Source organism: Nocardia suismassiliense, from assembly GCF_900269665.1.
Classification (GTDB): Bacteria; Actinomycetota; Actinomycetes; order Mycobacteriales; family Mycobacteriaceae; genus Nocardia; species Nocardia suismassiliense.
The window spans coordinates 8,169,371-8,187,729 of sequence record NZ_LT985361.1 but is presented as its reverse complement, the minus strand read 5'-3'; the positions used below and the strand labels follow the sequence as shown (position 1 = coordinate 8,187,729).

20 protein-coding genes are annotated in these 18,359 nt (G+C 67.8%); 11 read left to right on the top strand and 9 right to left on the bottom strand.

The window, feature by feature from the left end:
* The first annotated feature begins 8 nt into the window (after window positions 1-8).
* From DBO33_RS36610 to DBO33_RS36575, 8 genes are all read left to right on the top strand, one after another.
* Window positions 9-818 (top strand): LOG family protein, encoded by an 810-nt coding sequence (locus DBO33_RS36610; RefSeq protein ID WP_107659119.1) that lies wholly within the window; start codon window positions 9-11, stop codon window positions 816-818.
* The gene (locus DBO33_RS36605) at window positions 812-1,381 is read left to right on the top strand and encodes an LOG family protein (protein ID WP_107659118.1); all 570 of its coding nucleotides are present in this window, start codon (window positions 812-814) and stop codon (window positions 1,379-1,381) included. Before DBO33_RS36610 ends, DBO33_RS36605 begins: the two co-directional genes overlap by 7 nt.
* Before the next feature lie 15 nt (window positions 1,382-1,396).
* Window positions 1,397-3,154 (top strand): long-chain-acyl-CoA synthetase, encoded by a 1,758-nt coding sequence (locus tag DBO33_RS36600; protein WP_267897910.1) that lies wholly within the window; start codon window positions 1,397-1,399, stop codon window positions 3,152-3,154.
* Window positions 3,155-3,202: 48 nt separating this feature from the next.
* Window positions 3,203-4,087, top strand: a complete 885-nt coding sequence (gene folP, locus DBO33_RS36595; protein WP_107659117.1) for a dihydropteroate synthase — start codon at window positions 3,203-3,205, stop codon at window positions 4,085-4,087.
* The gene (locus DBO33_RS36590) at window positions 4,084-5,022 is read left to right on the top strand and encodes a glucosyl-3-phosphoglycerate synthase (RefSeq protein WP_186818664.1); all 939 of its coding nucleotides are present in this window, start codon (window positions 4,084-4,086) and stop codon (window positions 5,020-5,022) included. The genes folP and DBO33_RS36590 overlap by 4 nt, the downstream gene beginning before the upstream one ends.
* Before the next feature lie 213 nt (window positions 5,023-5,235).
* Entirely contained in the window at window positions 5,236-5,769 is a 534-nt protein-coding gene (locus tag DBO33_RS36585; RefSeq protein ID WP_407670575.1) for a (2Fe-2S)-binding protein, read from the top strand.
* Window positions 5,766-6,776, top strand: a complete 1,011-nt coding sequence (locus DBO33_RS36580) for an FAD binding domain-containing protein (protein WP_107659115.1) — start codon at window positions 5,766-5,768, stop codon at window positions 6,774-6,776. The genes DBO33_RS36585 and DBO33_RS36580 overlap by 4 nt, the downstream gene beginning before the upstream one ends.
* Entirely contained in the window at window positions 6,773-9,016 is a 2,244-nt protein-coding gene (locus DBO33_RS36575; protein WP_107659114.1) for a xanthine dehydrogenase family protein molybdopterin-binding subunit, read from the top strand. The genes DBO33_RS36580 and DBO33_RS36575 overlap by 4 nt, the downstream gene beginning before the upstream one ends.
* A 104-nt stretch (window positions 9,017-9,120) precedes the next feature.
* Here the strand turns inward: DBO33_RS36575 and DBO33_RS36570 are convergent, their stop codons facing one another.
* From DBO33_RS36570 to sigE, 8 genes are all read right to left on the bottom strand, one after another.
* A complete protein-coding gene (locus tag DBO33_RS36570; protein ID WP_199856862.1) occupies window positions 9,121-10,197 on the bottom strand; it encodes an XdhC family protein in 1,077 nt (358 codons plus the stop codon).
* Between the two features lie 90 nt (window positions 10,198-10,287).
* Window positions 10,288-10,509 (bottom strand): hypothetical protein, encoded by a 222-nt coding sequence (locus DBO33_RS36565; protein ID WP_107659112.1) that lies wholly within the window; start codon window positions 10,507-10,509, stop codon window positions 10,288-10,290.
* A 22-nt stretch (window positions 10,510-10,531) separates the two neighbouring features.
* Window positions 10,532-11,104 carry a hypothetical protein gene (locus DBO33_RS36560; RefSeq protein WP_159080700.1) on the bottom strand — a complete coding sequence of 191 codons (573 nt, stop codon included), beginning with the start codon at window positions 11,102-11,104 and terminating at the stop codon, window positions 10,532-10,534.
* 148 nt (window positions 11,105-11,252) lie between these two features.
* A complete protein-coding gene (locus tag DBO33_RS36555; RefSeq protein WP_107659110.1) occupies window positions 11,253-12,110 on the bottom strand; it encodes a hypothetical protein in 858 nt (285 codons plus the stop codon).
* Window positions 12,111-12,252: 142 nt separating this feature from the next.
* Window positions 12,253-12,669: a Sec-independent protein translocase protein TatB gene (gene tatB / locus DBO33_RS36550; protein WP_107659109.1), complete on the bottom strand. Its 417-nt coding sequence runs from the start codon at window positions 12,667-12,669 to the stop codon at window positions 12,253-12,255.
* 33 nt (window positions 12,670-12,702) lie between these two features.
* A complete protein-coding gene (locus DBO33_RS36545) occupies window positions 12,703-14,214 on the bottom strand; it encodes a S1C family serine protease (protein ID WP_107659108.1) in 1,512 nt (503 codons plus the stop codon).
* A gap of 10 nt (window positions 14,215-14,224) precedes the next feature.
* On the bottom strand, window positions 14,225-14,614 hold the full coding sequence (locus DBO33_RS36540; protein WP_107659107.1) for a zf-HC2 domain-containing protein: 390 nt from the start codon (window positions 14,612-14,614) through the stop codon (window positions 14,225-14,227).
* Between the two features lie 63 nt (window positions 14,615-14,677).
* On the bottom strand, window positions 14,678-15,334 hold the full coding sequence (gene sigE, locus DBO33_RS36535; protein WP_107659106.1) for an RNA polymerase sigma factor SigE: 657 nt from the start codon (window positions 15,332-15,334) through the stop codon (window positions 14,678-14,680).
* 296 nt (window positions 15,335-15,630) lie between these two features.
* On the opposite strand from sigE, the gene DBO33_RS36530 reads away from it, so the two are divergent.
* The 3 genes from DBO33_RS36530 to DBO33_RS36520 all read left to right on the top strand — a co-directional run bounded on the left by DBO33_RS36530 (window position 15,631) and on the right by DBO33_RS36520 (window position 17,205).
* Window positions 15,631-16,263, top strand: a complete 633-nt coding sequence (locus tag DBO33_RS36530) for an O-methyltransferase (RefSeq protein WP_370465379.1) — start codon at window positions 15,631-15,633, stop codon at window positions 16,261-16,263.
* 107 nt (window positions 16,264-16,370) lie between these two features.
* On the top strand, window positions 16,371-16,598 hold the full coding sequence (locus DBO33_RS36525) for a hypothetical protein (RefSeq protein WP_107659104.1): 228 nt from the start codon (window positions 16,371-16,373) through the stop codon (window positions 16,596-16,598).
* A gap of 388 nt (window positions 16,599-16,986) precedes the next feature.
* Window positions 16,987-17,205 (top strand): hypothetical protein, encoded by a 219-nt coding sequence (locus DBO33_RS36520; RefSeq protein WP_107659103.1) that lies wholly within the window; start codon window positions 16,987-16,989, stop codon window positions 17,203-17,205.
* On the opposite strand, the gene DBO33_RS36515 is transcribed toward DBO33_RS36520, so the two are convergent.
* On the bottom strand, window positions 17,183-18,355 hold the full coding sequence (locus DBO33_RS36515; protein ID WP_107659102.1) for a DUF6545 domain-containing protein: 1,173 nt from the start codon (window positions 18,353-18,355) through the stop codon (window positions 17,183-17,185). The genes DBO33_RS36520 and DBO33_RS36515 overlap by 23 nt on opposite strands.
* Between the last annotated feature and the right edge of the window lie 4 nt (window positions 18,356-18,359).

The following is an 18,359-nucleotide window of genomic DNA, read 5'->3' as shown; positions in this document are numbered from 1 at the left end:
GTGAACGCATGTCCACTGACGCCGCTGACCGCGAGGTTGCCAACAAGCCGAAGTCGACAGCCAAGTTCCGCGGGCCAGTCATGTTCCGCCGCGACCGCAAGGACGGTATCGGCACTGCCGACCGGAATTTGCTGGATCGGCGCGGCGACACCGATTGGGTGCACACCGACCCGTGGCGCGTGCTGCGCATCCAAGCCGAGTTCGTGGAGGGGTTCGGCGCGCTCGCCGAGGTGCCGCGTGCGGTCACGGTCTTCGGGTCGGCGCGCACCGGGCCGGATCATCCGGAGTACCAGGCGGGCCGGGCGATCGGCGCCGCGCTGGCCAAGGCGGGCTTCGCGGTGATCACCGGCGGCGGGCCGGGCGCGATGGAGGCGGCCAACCGGGGTGCGTGCGAGGCGGGCGGTTACTCGATCGGTCTCGGCATCGAGCTGCCGTTCGAGCAGAGCCTCAACGACTGGGTCGATCTGGGCATCAACTTCCGCTACTTCTTCGTCCGCAAGACGATGTTCGTGAAGTACTCCGAGGCGTTCATCTGCCTGCCCGGCGGCTTCGGCACCCTGGACGAACTGTTCGAGGCGCTCACCCTGGTGCAGACCCGCAAGATCACCCGTTTCCCGATCATCCTGTTCGGCAGCAGGTACTGGTCCGGCCTGGTCGATTGGCTGCGCGACTCGCTCGGCGGCTCCGGCAAGATCTCGCCCGGTGATCTCGAGCTGATCCACGTAACCGACAGCGTCGAGGAGGTCGTGCAGATCATCCTCGCCAACGCAGAGGCGAACGGCGCGGAGGATGCGCTGGGCACGGAGGATCAGTGGTGACCGAGCCGGTGCAGCCGTACGCGATCTGTGTCTACTGTTCCGCGAGCACCGTGGATCCCGTCTACCTCGAGCTGGCCGCCCAGGTCGGCGCCGAGATCGCCCGGCGCGGTTGGCAATTGGTATCCGGCGGCGGCAATGTCTCGATGATGGGCGAGGTGGCGACCGCGGCCCGGGCGGGCGGCGCGAACACCATCGGCGTCATCCCGAAACACCTGGTGCACCGGGAGGTCGCCGATGTCGACGCCGACGAGCTGATCGTCACCGACACCATGCGCCAGCGCAAGCAGACCATGGAGGACCGCGCCGACGCCTTCCTCACGCTGCCCGGCGGCATCGGCACGCTCGAGGAGTTCTTCGAAACCTGGACCGGAGGCTATCTGGGACAGCACAATAAACCCGTGGTGTTGTTGGACCCGAACGGCTTCTACCGAGGCCTTTTCCAGTGGCTCGACGAACTGCACGACCGTAAATTCGTCCCCCAGCCCGCCATGGACCGCATCACCGTGGTCACCGATCTACCGTCGGCCTTCGCGGCGTTGGAGGCGCGAGCTCGACCTTCCTGATGAGGAGCATGGCAAGTGAGTGACCGTGTGAGCCTGCTGGATCTGGCCAAACACCTACCCGCGATGGCGCTCGACGCACCGGGCATGCTGCGCAACGCGACGAGCATGCTGGTGAAGCCGGACGACAAATCCTCTGTCGGGCTGTACTTTCAGCGCACCGCACACCGTCACCCGGACCGCCTGTTCCTGCGTTTCGAGGGCACCACCTATACCTACGGCGCGGCCAATGCCGCGGCGAACCGCTACGCGTCCGTGCTCGCCGAGCGCGGGGTCGGGCGCGGCGACGTGGTCGGTGTGCTGATGACCAACCGGCCCGAAACCCTGTTCGTGGTGCTGGCTTCGGTGAAACTCGGCGCCACGGTCGGCTTGCTCAACCACAATCAGCGCGACCACGTACTCGCGCACAGCTTCGGGCTGCTGAACAGCGTGCTCAACGTGATCGGCGAGGAATGCAAAGAAGCGCTGGACTCACTGTCCGAGACGCTCGCGAATACGTTGTCCGCCAACGACTTGCGGGTGGCCGCCGAGTCGGCGGCGGCCACCGATCCGCCGGTGTGCGCGGAGATCACCGCCAAGGAGCGGGCCTTCCTGATCTTCACCTCGGGTACCACGGGTCTGCCGAAGGCCAGCGTGATGACGCACCTGCGCTGGACCAAGAGCATGGCGGGCCTCGGCGGGCTCGGAATTCGCCTGCACGGCAACGACACTCTGTACTGCTGCCTGCCGCTGTACCACAACAACGCGCTGACCGTCGCGCTGTCGGCGGTGGTGTGCGCCGGCGGCACCTTGGCGCTCGGCAGGCAATTCTCGGTGTCGCGTTTCTGGGACGAGGTGATCCGCGAGCAGGCCACGGCCTTCATCTACATCGGTGAGCTGTGCCGGTATCTGCTGAACCAGCCCGCCAAGCCGACCGATCGGCAGCACCGGGTCCGGCTCGCGGTCGGCAACGGGCTGCGCCCGGAACTGTGGGACGAGTTCAAACAGCGGTTCGGCATCAACCGGATCGTCGAGTTCTACAGCGCCAGCGAGGCGAATGTCGCCTTCATCAACGCGTTCAGCGTGGACCGCACCGCGGGCTTCGGGCCGCTGCCGTACGCGGTGGTCCAGTACGACGAAGAGACCGGAAAAGCCAAGCGCGACAACAACGGCCGGCTGCGCAGGGTCGGCACCGGCCACGTCGGGCTGTTGCTGTCCAAGGTGACCGACCGCTCGCCGTTCGACGGCTACACCGACAAGGAAGCCTCCGAGGCGAAGCTGCTGCGCGACGGTTTCCAGCAGGGCGACGTCTGGTTCGACACCGGCGATCTGGTCCGCGACCAGGGCTGGCATCACATCGCGTTCGTGGACCGGCTCGGCGACACCTTCCGCTGGAAGGGCGAGAACGTCGCGACCACCGAGGTCGAGGGCGCGCTCACCCGATCCGACACGATCGCCGAGGCGGTCGTCTACGGCGTAGATGTGCCGGGCACCGACGGTAAGGCGGGCATGGCCGCGGTGACGCTGAGCCCGGACGCGGAGTTCGACGGCAAGGCGATCGCCGAGCTGGCCTACCGGCAGCTACCCGGCTACGCCGTCCCGCTGTTCATCCGCGTCGTCGACGAGCTGGCGCAGACCTCCACCTTCAAGAGCCGCAAGGTCGAACTGCGCAAGCAGGGCTACGCCGCCGACGGCGACGGCACCCTGTACGTCCTGGCGGGCCGCTCCGACGGCTACGTCCCCGCCTACGACGACTACGCCGAGGATGTAGCCGCGGGCCGCGCCCCGAAGAACTGACCCCTGCTGGCGCGGTACCGCTCGCACACCGGTCGGTACAGTCGGAGGATGTTTCGCACCACCGTCGCGCCGCTTCCTACGCTGTGCGGCAAGCCGGTGGCGACCGATCGGGCGCTGGTGATGGCGATCGTGAATCGCACGCCCGATTCGTTCTATGACAAAGGTGCCACCTTCACCGACGCGGCGGCCATGGATGCCGTGGCCCGCGCGGTGGACGAGGGTGCGGATCTGGTCGATATCGGCGGCGTGAAGGCAGGCCCTGGCTCGCTGGTCGACGCCGCCGAGGAAGCGCGCCGGGTGATCCCGTTCGTCGCGGCCATTCGTGCGAAATACCCCGAGCTATTGATCAGCATTGATACCTGGCGGGCCGACGTGGCGCTGGCCGCGGTCCAGGCGGGCGCCGACCTGATCAACGACACCTGGTCCGGCGCCGACCCGGATCTGGTGCGGGTGGCCGCCGAGCAGGGCGTCGGAATCGTGTGCAGTCATACCGGCGGTGCGGTGCCGCGCACCCGTCCGCATCGGGTTCGTTACGCCGATATCGTGGCCGAAGTCACCGATACCGTGGTGTGGGCGGCCGAAAACGCGGCGGCCGCCGGTGTGCGCAAGGATTCGATTCTGATCGATCCGACCCATGATTTCGGCAAGAACACTTATCACGGGCTCGAGTTGTTGCGCGGAGTGGACGTTCTTGTAAATACCGGGTGGCCAGTCCTGATGGCACTCAGCAACAAGGATTTCATCGGGGAGACTCTAGGTGTCGATCTTTCCGAACGGCTGGAGGGCACATTGGCAGCAACAGCATGGTCGGCCGCCGCAGGCGCCAGAGTCTTCCGCGTCCACGAAGTCGCCGCGACCCGGCGGGTGGTGGACATGATCGCCGCGATCCAAGGCATCCGGCCCCCAGCACGCACCCTGCGAGGTTTGGTATGAAATTCCACCACCGCGAGCCCCACTGGGCGACGACGAATACCTGGGATACCCCCGACTGGACGGTCGACGAACTCGTCGCCGCCAAGGCAGGCCGCACCGTCTCCGTGGTGCTGCCCGCCCTGAACGAGGAAGACACCGTCGCCGACGTGGTGGCCAGCATCATGCCGCTGCTCGGCACCCTGGTCGACGAGCTGGTCGTGCTCGATTCGGGTTCGACCGACGCCACCGCCGAGCGGGCCGCCGCCGCGGGCGCCGAGGTGATCACCCGCGAGCAGGCGGTACCCGAGCTGGACCCGGTACCCGGCAAGGGCGAGGTGCTGTGGCGTTCACTGGCCGTTACCAGCGGTGACCTGATCGCCTTCGTCGACTCCGACCTGATCGACCCCGATCCCGCCTTCGTGCCGAAACTGCTCGGCCCGCTGCTCACCGTCGACGACATGCACCTGGTCAAGGCCTACTACCGCAGGCCGCTGCGGCAGGGTGGCGCGGTGGACGCGCACGGCGGCGGCCGGGTCACCGAGCTCGTCGCCCGCCCGCTGCTCGCCGCGCTGCGCCCCGAGCTCTCGCAGGTGCTACAGCCGCTCGGTGGTGAATACGCGGGCAGCCGTGAGCTGCTCACCGCGGTGCCGTTCGCGCCGGGCTACGGCGTGGAGATCGGCTTGCTGCTCGATACCTACGACCAGCTGGGCCTGTCCGCGATCGGGCAGGTGAACCTGGGAGTGCGCACGCACCGCAACCGCCCGTTGGCCGATCTCGGCGTGATGAGCAGGCAGATCCTGGGCACCGTGCTCGGCCGCAGCGGCGTGCAGGACTCCGGCGCCGCGCTCACCCAGTTCCCGCTGATCGGCGACGCCTTCACCGCGCACAGCACCGAGGTGTCGCTGGCCGATCGGCCGCCGATGAATACGCTGCGCCCCGCGTGGGTAGCGGCCTGAATACCGCCTGATCAGTGAACCCGGGTGCCGTCGGCGCTCGGGTTCACTGCTTTTCACCCAATCACCTGCGCTGACAACGTATGCGATGTGCGCATTCACGATTTTGCCCAGCACGTTAGCTGATCGGACGCTAGGGTGGGGATGGTCTTACGTTCGCTTTCTGTACTTCACGGTGTTGCGCCCATCGCACGCTCATGAGCAGGAGATACGTCAATGACTATTGGTGAGCTACCCAAGCAGGACACGCGGCAACCAGAGTTTGCCGGTCCCGATTACACGTTGGCGACATTGCGGGTGAACGGCCACGTTTTCCCGGTGGCATTGGAACCGAGAGTCAGCCTGCTCGACGCCCTGCGCGAATACCTCCGGCTCACCGGCACCAAGAAGGGGTGCGACCAGGGTGCGTGCGGAGCGTGCACGGTATGGGTCGACGGTAAGCGCGAATTATCCTGCCTCACCTTGGCATTGAGCATGGAAGGGCGCGAGGTCACCACGATCGAGGGTGTCGCGGAGGGCGAGGAACTGCATCCGGTGCAGCGCGCGTTCATCAGCTGCGACGGCTTCCAATGCGGCTACTGCACGCCGGGACAGATCATGTCGGCGATCAAATGCATCGAAGAGGGCCACACCGGCAGCGACGCGGAGATCGCCGAATGGATGAGCGGCAATATCTGCCGCTGCGCCGCCTATCAGAACATCAGGGACGCGATAAAGAGCGCCGAGGCCGAGCTGGGGGAGACCCGATGAAGCCCATCGCCTTCGCCCGCGCCGAGACGGTCGACCAGGCGCTCGCCGCGGTGACCGCCCGCCCGAACACCGTATTCCTGGCCGGCGGCACCACTTTGGTGGACATGCTGCGGATCGGCGCGATGGAACCGGACAACGTGGTCGACATCAACCGGTTGCCGCTCACCGACCTGGAGCACCGCTCCGACGGTGGCCTGCGCATCGGCGCGATGGTCCGGATGAGTGAGGTCGCCGCCGATCCCGGTGTCGTGGAACGCTTTCCGTTCCTGTCCATCGCGCTGGCCAAGGGCGCGTCCGCGCAGATCCGCAATATGGCCTCGATGGGCGGCAACCTGATGCAGCGGGTGCGCTGCCCGCAGTTCCGCGATATCGCCTACGCCTGCAACAAACGCGACCCCGGTAGCGGGTGCGGCGCGCAGGAGGGGCTGCACCGCGGCAATGCCGTATTGGGCACCAGCGAGCACTGTTTCGCCATGCACCCCTCCGATATGGCTATCCCGCTGACCGCCCTCGACGCCGTCGTGCAGGTGCAGGGACCGCGCGGCACCCGCGCCATCGCCTTCGACGACTTCTTCCTGCTGCCCGGCGACACACCGCATCTCGAACATCCGATCACCGCCGACGAGCTGATCGTGCGAATCGACGTGCCACCGTTGCCTTTCGCGCGGAACTCGCACTACCTGAAGGTGCGCGACCGCGAATCCTATGAGTTCGCCGCCGCTTCCGCGGCCGTGGCGCTCGAGCTGACCGACGGCGCGGTCAGTGATGTTCGCATCGGCCTCGGCGGCGTGGCGACCAAGCCCTGGCGCGCCAAGATGGCCGAGGCGCTGCTGATCGGCAAGCCCGCCACCAAGGAGAATTTCGCCGCGGCGGCGGCCACCGAGCTCGCGGCCGCCGACGACAGCCACGAGATGAACCGGTTCAAAATCGAACTGGCACAGCGCACCATGGTGCGCACGCTGGAGACGGTCACCGCGCAGATCACGCAGCGGGGAGGCCGGAAATGAGCGCACCCACCGCCCCGAAGCTCGTCGGCCAGGGCCTCGACCGGATCGACGGGCATGCCAAGGTCACCGGCGCCGCGAGGTATACCGCCGAGATCCCGATGCCGAACGCCGCCTACGGCGTGATCGTCGGTGCCGAGATCGGCAGCGGCACAGTGACATCTATCGACGTCAGCCACGCGTTGCGCGCCGGTGCGGTGGCGGTGCTCACCCACGAGAATCTGCCGCGGGTCCCGTCGGTGCCGCTGATGCCGTCGCTGTTCGGCCAGCCCTCGCCCGGGCAGACCTTCTTTCCCATGCAGGACACCACGATCCACTACTTCGGCCAGCCGATCGCCGTCGTGGTCGCGGACACCTTCGAGGTGGCCCAGCAGGCCGCCCGGCTGGTCGAGGCCACCTACGACGCGAAACCCGCCCTGGTGCAGTTGGACGACGGACGCGCCGAGCAGTACCTGCCCGACAGCATCTTCGCGGGCATGGTCCCCGCATCCCAGTCGCGCGGCGACTTCGCGAGCGCGAGCGCGGCCGCCGCGCACACCGTCGACGCGACCTTCCGCTTCGCCGCCAACCACCACAATCCGATCGAATGCTCGGTCACCGCCGCGATGTGGAACGGGGATTCGGTCACCGTCTACGACGCCACCCAGGGCATCGTGGCCAGCCAGCTGACCATCGCGGCCCACCTCGGCATCTCGCCGAGCAAGGTGCGGGTCGTCGCCGATTATGTCGGCGGCGGGTTCGGCGCCAAAGCCCTGATGTGGCCGCACGTCACGCTCGCCCCGCTGATCGCGCGCGAGCTGGGCAGGCCGATCCGGGTGATCCTGAACCGCGAGCAGATGTTCTACGGCACCGGATTACGGGAAGAGCAGGAGCAGCGCGTCACCCTGGTCTGCGACGCCGACGGCCGGTTCACCGGGCTGCGGCACCACAAGCTCTCCGTCACTTCGCATTTCGACGACTGGGCCGAGCCGTCACTGGAGGTGGCGAGCAAGGCGTACGGAATCCCGCACTGGGAGGGGCAGTATCGGCTGATCAAGGGCAATACGATGACGCCGACCTTCATGCGCGGGCCGGGCGAGGCGTCCGGCATGATCGCGCTGGAATGCGCCATCGACGAACTCGCCGAACAGCTCGGTGCCGACCCGGTGGAGCTGCGGCTGCGCAACCACGCCGCCGTCGACCCGGAGAGCGGAAACCCGTGGAGCTCGGACGGTTACCTCGACTGCCTGCGGCTGGCCGCCGAGCGCTTCGGCTGGGACGGGCGTAACCAGACCCCCGGGTCACACACCGACGGCAACTGGTTGATCGGCTGGGGTGTCGGCACCGCGGGCTACCCGGTGTACGAACCGGGCCAGCCGCAACGTGCCCACGCCCGATTGCGTGCGGACGGCTCACTGGTCGTGCAGACCGGTACCCAGGAGTTCGGCACCGGTGTCGCGACCGCCATGTCCCAGGTCGCCTGCGACGCCATGGGCATGCCGTTCGACCGCATCCGCTTCGAGATCGGCAACACCGACTACCCGAATATCGCGGCCACCGTCGGCTCGATCGGCGCGAGCGCGGTCAGCGCCGCGGTGCACACCACCTGCACCCAGCTGCTCGCCCAGCTCATCGACATCGCGGTCGCCGACATCGACTCGCCGCTGCGCGGCCGGACGCCCGACGAGATCGAAGGCGTCGCGGGCGTGCTGCGATTGATCGAGGACCCCTCGGTGTGCGATGCCTACGCGGAAGTGCTGGAGCGCAACCATCTTTCGGATATCGAGACCACCGGTAGCTGGCGGCCGGACACCGCCCCGTCGGGCTACGCGAAGATGAGCTTCGGGGCCCAGTTCGCGGAGGTCGCGGTGGATCCGGAACTCGGCCTCGTCCGGGTCCGCCGGATGGTCGGCGCCTTCGCGCCCGGCCGGGTGCTCAACGTGAAGCTGGCGCGCAGCCAGGTGCTGGGCGGCATGAACTGGGGTCTGTCCCAAGCCCTGATGGAGGCCAGCCTGCCCGACCCCAGGGACGGCCGCTGGGCCAATGCGTCACTGCTGGAATACCTGCTGCCGGTCAACGCCGACGCCCCCGAGGTCGACATCTCCTTCGTACCGGTCGACGACACGGTGGTGAACCCGTTGGGCGTCAAGGGCATCGGCGAACTCGGCATGATCGGCGCCGCCGCCGCCATCGTCAACGCCGTGCACCACGCCACCGGCCAATCCATCCGCGACATCCCCCAGCGCATCGAACACCTGCTCTGAGCTGAGCCCGCACCCTCTCTCGGGATCCGCACCGCTTCCGGGCGGCCACAAGCGGTGCAGGTTCCGACAAAGGGTGCGCCCTTTGGCTGACTGCTGGGCCTGGGTCAGCGGTGGATGGGGCCGTCGGTGCGATCGAGGGGGCGGGCCGAGGCGTTGCCGCGGTCGGCGAGGATCTGGGCGGCGATGGAGATGGCGGTCTCGTCCGGGGTGCGGGCGTTGAGGTCTAGGCCGAGTGGGCTTTTCAGCCGCGCGAGGCTGCTTTCGGTGACGCCGGCGGCGCGTAGTCGATCGGTGCGTTCGGCGTGTGTACGGCGGGAACCGAGTGCGCCGACGAAGGCGATGTCCTCGATGCCCAACGCCGCCACGATGGTCGGCACGTCGAACTTGGTGTCGTGGGTGAGTACACAGACCACGGTGCGCCCGTCGATGCGCCCGGCCTCGTGCTCGGTGCGCAGATACCGGTGCGGCCAGTCCACCACGACCTCGTGCGCGGACGGGAAACGCGCCGGGGTGGCGAAAGTTTCGCGGGCATCGACGACGGTGACCCGATAGCCGAGTTGGCGGCCGGTGCGGCTGAGGGCGCGCACGAAATCATTGGCACCGGCCAGGATCATCCGTGCGGGTGTGGCGAAGACCTGCACGAAAACCCGCGGACGCGGTGAGGCGTCGGCCTCGCATTCGTCGGCCCCGACCACGCCGCTGTGGCCCGCGGCGAGCAACGCGAGCACGTCGCGATCGACGCCGTGCCACGGCTCGGCCGAGCCGGTGTGCGACAACTTCCATTGCGCCGTCGCGTCCAGCCGGGTGGCCAGCGCGACGGGGCTGCCGTCGGTGATCCGCCGGTGCAACTCCGACAGCATCGGGAGATGCTCCGGTCCCACCTTTTCGACGAAGACCTCGATCTCGCCGCCACAGGTCAGCCCGACCGCGAGACCGTCGCCGTCGGCATAGCCGAACCGGTCGGTCACCGCTTGGCCGGTGGCCAGCACCTGACGCGCCGTCTCGACGACCGCGGCCTCCACACAACCGCCCGACAGCGAGCCGGCGATCTCACCCGAGCCGGTGACGATCATCGCGGCCCCCGTTTCGCGCGGCCCGGGACCGGTCGTATCGACCACCCGAGCCAGGGCCACCGGCCCCTGCCCGGCGAGGGCTGTCAACTGCTCGAGCATTGCGCGCATCAGCACGGATCCTCTCTCGAGCCGGCACGCCGGAGTAGACCGGCTACCTCGAGCCTAGCTACTCGAAAGCTATTCGTCCGTGCGCGCGGGTCAGGACTCTCGTTGCCGCGCGCTCGCGTGCTGCATCTCCGGCGCGACCAGGCGTTCGGCCGTCGCGTCGGCCGCCGGAGCGTCCTCCTCGGCGAGTCGCCGTTGCAGCGCGGCGACGGTCAGGTGTTCCGGCGACTCGGCGGGTCTGCGCAGCATGGTGACGATCAGGATGAGCAGGCCGAGCGCCAAGAGGGCGCCGCCGGCGATGGCGAGCGGATTCATCACTGCCTCCTCGGGACACGCATCATTCGGCCGTTTCGCGCAGTGCGAGGCCGGGTGGGACCGTGCCGGTGTGGAAGTAGCCCGCGAAGATCTCGGCCGCGTCCTCGGCGGTGAACACCTCGTCCGGGTAGATCCACGGCGCAGGCATGCTCTCCGGAACCTGCACGCAGATGCCGGGCTCACCGTCGCGGCTGCCCGCACGGCCGACGACACACCGGCGCGCCGCGCCGTCGACGCGGGTGTGCAACTCCAGGATCAGCGCGTCGGCCGAGCCGGTGCAGCGCAGATAGTTCTGGCCGGGTGCGGAGCTGATCGCGGGGGTGATGTCGGCGGGGCGCATCGGCGCGGGCAGGCGGGTCAGCTGGACCGAGAAACGGTGGTGGCCGTCCAGCCTGCGCAGCGGGCGCAGGAAGTTGTCGATGCTCTCACCGGTGCCGATGAACAATTTCAGCCGGTCGCTGTAGGTGACCCGATGGGTCGTGAGGATCGGCTCGGCCGCGTCGACGGTGGCGGTCGGTGCCTGCTCGACCGGCTGCCGTCGCGCCGTCCGGACCGTGGGCGCGGAGCTGGCCGCCATCGAACGTTCAACACTCATCAGAGCTCACCTATCACGCATAGTTATCTTCTAGCTATTCAAGCATCGCACCGCGATTCGCCTAAGGGAAGACCCGAGTGACCTGAGACACAATTCGGTCACGGTTGTCATCGGCCACGCCCGGTGCCGGCTCGATTGTCAGCGGAAATCAGCGACGGATACCCGGTGCGGGCAAACGGGTTTCGGGGGCGTGCCGGTAGACCGGCGTGAGTAGCTCGGCTTCCAGCGGCTCGCCGGTCGCCCGGTCGAACCGGCAGGCGACCAGCACCGAGAACAAGTGGGTGCTCGCTCGTTCGTGCAGGGTGGCCAGCCGGGTGGCGAGCAAACGAATGGCACCGAGCGAACCCGGCGGGTGCATGCCGTCGATTATCAGCACGCTGCCGCGCCCGTCCGGACGTGGCAGTCGTGCCAGGTAGGCGATGTCATGGGGGTCGGGTCCGCCGGGCCGATACACCCGCCGCGCGGCCCGGTCCTCGATGCCGCGCCTGGCGTCGCCCGCCCTGGCCACCGCGCGCCGCAGCCGCGGATCGGCCGCGATCAGCTGCCGCACGCTGGGCGAGAGCTCCGGCCCGCCGAGCACGATCAGACCGTCCCGGTTCAGGTCGACCGGTCTGCCGGGTAGGAAGTGTTCGATCGATGCGGTGAAGCCCAGCTCGCGTAGTAGCTCGACGAGCCGATGCGGCGCCGCGGGATCCGGTGCGCCGATCACTCGGCCCGCCCGTACCTCCGGCACCAGCACCGTGAGCGTCCCGTGCCCGAAGAACAAACCCTCCGGTGCGGGACCCTGGGTACTCACCTGATGGATTCGAGCGCGGGAAAGCCCGGCTGCCGCACCGATTCTGGCGAATGTCCAGCCTTCGGCGTGGAGCTCCCTGATCACCGCACGGCGGATCCTGGTGAGCTCGTTGATGGTCTGCTGGGCCGCAGCCACACCATCGGTGGCCGCCTTCAATCGCTCGACCTTGTCCTCGATCGCGAAAACGCGCGCCACGTCATCGGCCGACATGTGGGAAGTCTAGACAGCTGGACAGGCCAAAGTGTCTAGTTCGGTTGACACTGCGGCCTTCTCGTGACGCGTTCGGGCCGGCATTTGTCGGAGAATGGCAGTCCGGCAGCCTCGACCGAGGCGGTCCGCTAGGCGGGTGAACTCAGGTGGCGTCGGTGTCGATCGGGGGACGTTCGTTGCGCTCCAACGGCTTTTCCAGCTTGGGCATCGGATAGTCCGGCATGCCGCTGTTCGTGCCGTAAATGTCCTTCTTGTCCGGCAGTGCGTCCTCCATATTGCGGAAGATCGAATCGTCGCCATTGAGAAGATGTTTGGTCACCATCGAGCGCGGGCTCATGCCGCGCAGCTCGTTCAGGTCGGCCAGCGGCTTGCGCAAGTCCTCGAACTCCGGGCCGAGCTCGTCCTTGAGCTGCGAGGTCGCGCCGCTGGCGTAGTCGCGCACCTGACGCAGGCTGCGCGTGGTCCAGCGAACCGCGCCGGGCAGTCGCTCCGGTCCGAGGATCACGAGGGCGGCGACGAGCAAGATCATCATCTCGCTCCAGCCGATGCTGCTGAACACCCAACCAGGCTACCCGGCCATTCGACCAGCGGCTCAGTCGGATTCCAGGGTGGCCGTCACGTCCACCCGCCTGCCATCTCGGATCAACTGCACGTTCACCGTGTCGCCGATCTTGTGCATCTGCACCGCGACGACGAGCTCGTCGCGCGAGGTCACCTCGCGATCACCGACTTTCACGATGACGTCGCCCTCGACGATGCCGGCTTTGGCGGCGGGGCTGCCCGGCGAGACATCGGCGACCCTGGCTCCGGAGATGACCTCGTTGGCCACGTTCTTCGTCTGCGCGCTGACGCCGAGCTGCGCGTGATGGATGGCGCCGTCGCGGATCAGCGTCTGCGCCACGCTGGTCACCCGGTCGACCGGGATGGCGAAGCCGAGGCCGACCGAGCCGCCGGATTCGCTGCGGATCGCAGTATTGATGCCGATCAGCCTGCCCTCCATGTCGACCAGCGCGCCACCGGAGTTGCCGGGGTTGATCGAGGCGTCGGTCTGCACCGCGTCGATCACCGCCTTGGTGTCGCTGCCTTCGCCCTCCAGGTTCACCGGGCGGTGCAATGCGCTGACGATGCCGGAGGTGACCGTCTTGCTCAGCCCGAGCGGCGAACCGATGGCCAGCACCTCGTCGCCGACCTGGACGTCGTCGGATTTGCCGAGCTTGGCGACGGTGAGGTTCTTGACGTCGACCTTGAGCACGGCGAGGTCGGTCTTCGGGTCGCGCCCGACGATGTTCGCGGGCACCTTGGTGCCGTCGGAGAACTGGACCTGGATGGTGGCCCGATTCGACTTGTCCTGGGCGGCCATCGAGACCACGTGATTGTTCGTCGCGAGGTAGCCCTGGCCGTCGAGCACCACGCCGGAGCCGGTCGCGCCGTTGTCGCCGACGGTGACCCGGATGGACACCACCGACGGCAGCACCGCGTTGGCGACGTTGGCGATCTGGCTGTGCGGCTGCTCGCCGTCGTCGTCGGTCTGCTTCAGCGTCACCGGGCGCGAGGTGAGGCTGGAGGCCTGTTCGGCTGTCAGCCTGCCGACCAGACCGCCGAGCACGCCGACGGCGAGGGCGACGAGCGCGAGCAATGCGAGCGCCTTGGGGGCGACGCGGGAGCCGAAGAGGACCTCGCGGGCACTGAGGCGGTGGGCTTGCGGCAGCGGTTCGGCCTTGGGGGTCGGCACCGCGGGGGCGCCGAGGCGGGCTGCGGAAGTCGGGTCACGCCACGGATCGACCGGACCGGCCACCGGTGTACTGGTGTCGGCGGCGTCGGGATCGCGCTGCAAGAGTTCGGCAGAACCCTCGGGGCGACCGAACGCCTCGGCGAGCACGGCGTCCGGCGGGCGGTTCTGGGCGTCCTGGCCCGCCAGCGGCCCGGCACCGCGGGGCAGCGGCTCGGCGAACGAGCCGGAAAGGCCCGCCGGCCTGCGGAAGGCGCGGGCGGTGTGCTTGTCGACATGGGGTCGATAGACCGGGCGCGGCCCGAGGACGGGCGCGTCCGGCGGCCGCAGGTTCCCCCTGTTGGCGCCTATGGTTCCCTCGCTACGCTCAGTCACTCGGGAAACTCTACTTGCGCCACCACGTAGTCCACCGAGTCGCGGCGAACGAATCGGTCAGAAAGCCGAAAACCGCCTCGTTGCGCGGAGTCCCGTTGGTACTCGCGGTCTGGCTGGACGCGCCGCCGGGCAGATCGGCGAGCGGAATTCGGGTCAGGCTGTCGTGCAGGCCGTGCGGAATCGCGATCGGGCCGGACTGGCGCAGCGCGATGCGCGCCTGCTGCTGTGCGTCGACCTCGGCCGCGCACTCCGGGCATTGAGAAAGATGTTGGGCGGCACGCAGATAGGCGTTCATCCGCAACTCGCCGTCCACATAGGCCGCGACCGCTTCGCTGGCCAGATGCTCGGTGGGACGGAATCGAGGCGGACGACGACCGGGCGTGCTGGAGTCGCCACTCATTCGGTGCTCACCCTTCCAACCGACATCATCCGATCCGTAGGGTGATGCCGGCTTTCGTCCAGCTCACCCGAGGCTTGCTTCAGCAGCGAACCGCTGCTCACTTCCATTATGCGCAAGGTAGTCGCGCAGTGCCTGTCGCCCGCGATGAATCCGGCTGCGCACGGTGCCGAGCTTCACGCCGAGCGTAGCGCCGATCTCCTCGTAGGAGAGTCCTTCGATGTCACACAGCACGACCGCGGCCCGGAATTCCGGGGCCAGCGAATCCAGCGCCCGCTGCAGATCCGGGTCGAGGCGGGCATCGTGATAGGCCTGCTCCGGGTCGGGACCCTCGGACGGAACCCGGTCGTAGTCCTCGGGCAGCGCCTCCATCCGGATGCGGTTGCGGCGCCGGACCATGTCCAGGAACAGGTTCGTGGTGATGCGGTGCAACCAGCCTTCGAAGGTGCCGGGCTGGTAGTTGGACAGCGAGCGGAACACGCGGATGAAGGTCTCCTGAGTGAGATCCTCGGCATCCTGTGCGTCGCCGGAGAGACGGTAGGCCAGGCGGTAGACCCGGTCGGCATGTTCACGGACCAGGTCGTCCCAGGACGGCATGGCCGCCCGGTCACCGGTGGCATCGAAAGCAGCGGTACCGGTGAGATCGACGGCCTCGTCGGCGTCGGACTCGATCGGGAGGATCTGCTCGGGAAGGGTGGCGTGCTCACGCGCCGCATCGACCATGTGGATGGGGCTACCTCCTACTAGGGACCGTAAACTCGGAACTCGGCTCGGTTCCGAAATCTCTTTCGGAGGTGGAACCGTTACGTTCGGATACAACCGACAACCTGTATGCCGTTGTTCCCGCGTCCCGTGTCGAAGGTCGACTGGTCTTGCGTTGCCCCTACTCTTTCCTGTCCTGATATGGCCTGGATATGGAGATGCTGAGGGACACCTGAGAAAACTGGCGGCGAGATTGCCCGGCGGGGCAGGAGTTCGGAACGCGCGGATACCAGCTGCCCAGCATTAACCTCATACCCGTGGCATCGAATTTGGAGCGAAATCTCGCCTACGTGGAGGAATCCGTCGTGGAAGACGAGATCCTCGTCAGCGCGCGCGAACGGGCCACCGAGCTCGGTGCGGTGCCGGTACCGCCGTCGGTGGGGGCATTGCTGAGCATGTACGCGCAGCTGCTCGACGCCAAAGCGGTGGTCGAAGTGGGCACCGGCGCGGGGATCAGCGGGCTGTGGCTGCTCGACGGCATGCGCGAGGACGGCACGCTGACCACCATTGATTCCGAGCCGGAGCATCAGCGCGCCGCCAAGGAGGCTTTCCGCGCGGCCGATATTCCGCCCGCGCGCACCCGGCTGATCAACGGCCGCGCACTCGATGTGCTGCCCCGCCTCGCCGACGGCGCCTACGACCTGGTGTTCATCGACGCCGCGCCGCTCGAGCACCCGCAATACGTCACCCAGGCGGTGCGGCTGCTGCGCGCGGGCGGCGCGATTCTGCTGCACAACGCGTTACTGGGCGGCCGGGTACCCGATGCGGCGCAGCGTGATCCGGCGACCCAGGCGGTGCGCGCGGCCACCCGTGCGATCGCCGAGGATCCGGAACTCACCAGCGTGCTGATCCCGGTCGGCGACGGTTTGCTCTGCGCCTCGCGCGGTTAGTCGCGCCACCATTCGGTGCCCATAGTGGATATCCGTGTGTGACATGGGATTCCTCCGCCTCGCTCCGGGTACCCGATGGGCAGCCAATGGTGGCGGAGGTATAGCAAATGCGTGGATACGAACTGTTCGAAATCGGTCACGTCGGCCATGTCGTCGTAGAACATCGATCGAGTTGGTTGCGGCCCACGCTCTTCTTCCTCGGATTGGTCATTGTCGCCGCGATCGTGGTGCTGCTGGTGGTGAGTAACACCGATTTCGATACCGGCCCCGCGAAATTCACCCCGACCCCGGGCCCCTGCGAACCGTTCTGCACGGCGCCGCCCGCACCCCGATAGGTAGTCCACCGCGCGCACGCTCACCGGTAGGTGATGCGTGTTTTCGTGCTGTGCGCAGTGCAGGCGAATTCACTTGCCGCACTGGGCATTGCGCGGACCGATCGGTGACAGATCATGGAATGCAAAGCGTCGCAACGGATGTACGATGGCCGGTTGCCCTTCGGGAGGTCGCGTTCGCAACGCCGAGTGCCGGTACCGAGCGCGCACGGAGGTCAACCGGATCGCCGGTGACCGACCCCGGAGGGGTGGGCCGGTCGCCGGCGCTGTCCTCGGCCGAGTCGCCGAATACAGCAACAACACGGCGATTCGAGGAGCATGCTGCTGGAGAGCACGTCCGGACCGAAGAGGTAGTGCCCCGCTCGACGCCTGCGGAAGAGGTGCGACCCGAGTGATCTACTACATCTTGAACAACAACAATGACGACGGGCGTCCATCGATCCACTGGGGCGGGGCGATGATCGCGTTTGCCCTGGTCCTGGTCGGCGCGGTGCTGGTGGTCTACCTGGTCAGCACCGCCGACTTCGGGCAGCCGGCGACCTCGACGGTGCCGCGCACACCGGGCCCCTGCGCGCCGTTCTGCCCGGCTACGCCCGTGCCGCCGCGCTGATCGCGGGGTCGGCCACCAGCGCGTGCGCATGGGACCACTGCGCGGCGATGGCGGCGAGTTGCGCGGCCTCCTCCACCAGATTGTCACCGGCGCAGTGGTGCATCGAGCCCGCTCCCGTCGGCACATCGCCGCGGGCCTTGGCGGCGCAGGCGCGCACGAGTCGCACCGCGAGGTCCAATGCTTCGTGTTCCGGGGCGGTGCGGCCGGACGAAGTGATGGCGGCCCGGAGCTCCGGCGGCGTGGGCGTGGCGTACCGGGCCAGGATGAGCACACTGTCGCGGATCTCGATGACGGTGCGGTGCAGGAAATATCTGCTGCGGTGCGCGGCTATCGGCGTCGAGGTGCGATGCACGATCTCGGGGCAGGCCTTCGTCAGATCGAACCACAACGGCAGCAGCCGTTTCCGGCGCCGCGACCAGGCATCGAGCCCGATCGCGTCGATGAGCCAGGCCGCCACCGGTACCGCGCCGATCACCAGGAACGGCAACGCTTGGAAAAACACCGCGTTGTTGTCGATGACGAGTTGCGCGCGTGTCAGCCAGTTCTCGTGCCCCAGCGCGCGCAGGGCGGTGCTGACGAAGGTCAGGCTGAACATCAGGAAGACGGTGCAGCCCGCACCGAGGACCGTGGCGTGCAGGGCGCGTTCGCGGCGGGCGTGCTGGGTGCGCATCTCGGTGATGCACACCCGGCCGAAGTAGAAGACCATCCAGTAGGACAGCGGCGCCAACGCCAGCCAGAAGCCGAACTGGCCCCAGCCCGGCTCTTCGTACATCGTGAACGGGCTCGGTCCCTGTGCGGGCCCGCAGCAGAGCATGCCCGCCGCACAGGACGCGCCGGCCAGCCCGTAGACGAGAGCGGCCGACTGCACCCGACCCAGCATCGCGGCCGCGACCAGCAGACTCGCCGCGGTGCTGAACATGAACCCGATAGCGCCGAACTGGTAGATCAACCCGATGCTCAGCCGGCCGCCGGTGACTGCGCTGAGCTCGGCGCGCAGCGTCGGCTCGTGCGTCGTGAGAATCCCGGTCACCGTCACGAGCAACATGTTGAATCGGCGTTCCACCAGGGTGGTGCGGAAACGAAGCAGGCGGACCGTCAGCAACAACCACGAGGCCACCGTGATCGGCAGTGTCACGGCGATCGGCAGCATCAGC

Bases quoted from the DNA above. Each gene is read 5' to 3' on its own strand.
- folP (WP_107659117.1), top strand. From the start codon at position 3,203: ATGTTTCGCACCACCGTCGCGCCGCTTCCTACGCTGTGCGGCAAGCCG.
- DBO33_RS36515 (WP_107659102.1), bottom strand. From the start codon at position 18,355: ATGCTGCCGATCGCCGTGACACTGCCGATCACGGTGGCCTCGTGGTTG.
- DBO33_RS36585 (WP_407670575.1), top strand. From the start codon at position 5,236: ATGACTATTGGTGAGCTACCCAAGCAGGACACGCGGCAACCAGAGTTT.
- DBO33_RS36525 (WP_107659104.1), top strand. From the start codon at position 16,371: ATGCGTGGATACGAACTGTTCGAAATCGGTCACGTCGGCCATGTCGTC.
- DBO33_RS36540 (WP_107659107.1), bottom strand. From the start codon at position 14,614: ATGAGTGGCGACTCCAGCACGCCCGGTCGTCGTCCGCCTCGATTCCGT.
- DBO33_RS36570 (WP_199856862.1), bottom strand. From the start codon at position 10,197: ATGCGCGCAATGCTCGAGCAGTTGACAGCCCTCGCCGGGCAGGGGCCG.
- DBO33_RS36560 (WP_159080700.1), bottom strand. From the start codon at position 11,104: ATGAGTGTTGAACGTTCGATGGCGGCCAGCTCCGCGCCCACGGTCCGG.
- DBO33_RS36580 (WP_107659115.1), top strand. From the start codon at position 5,766: ATGAAGCCCATCGCCTTCGCCCGCGCCGAGACGGTCGACCAGGCGCTC.
- DBO33_RS36565 (WP_107659112.1), bottom strand. From the start codon at position 10,509: ATGAATCCGCTCGCCATCGCCGGCGGCGCCCTCTTGGCGCTCGGCCTG.
- sigE (WP_107659106.1), bottom strand. From the start codon at position 15,334: ATGGTCGATGCGGCGCGTGAGCACGCCACCCTTCCCGAGCAGATCCTC.
- DBO33_RS36575 (WP_107659114.1), top strand. From the start codon at position 6,773: ATGAGCGCACCCACCGCCCCGAAGCTCGTCGGCCAGGGCCTCGACCGG.
- DBO33_RS36590 (WP_186818664.1), top strand. From the start codon at position 4,084: ATGAAATTCCACCACCGCGAGCCCCACTGGGCGACGACGAATACCTGG.
- DBO33_RS36555 (WP_107659110.1), bottom strand. From the start codon at position 12,110: ATGTCGGCCGATGACGTGGCGCGCGTTTTCGCGATCGAGGACAAGGTC.
- DBO33_RS36610 (WP_107659119.1), top strand. From the start codon at position 9: ATGTCCACTGACGCCGCTGACCGCGAGGTTGCCAACAAGCCGAAGTCG.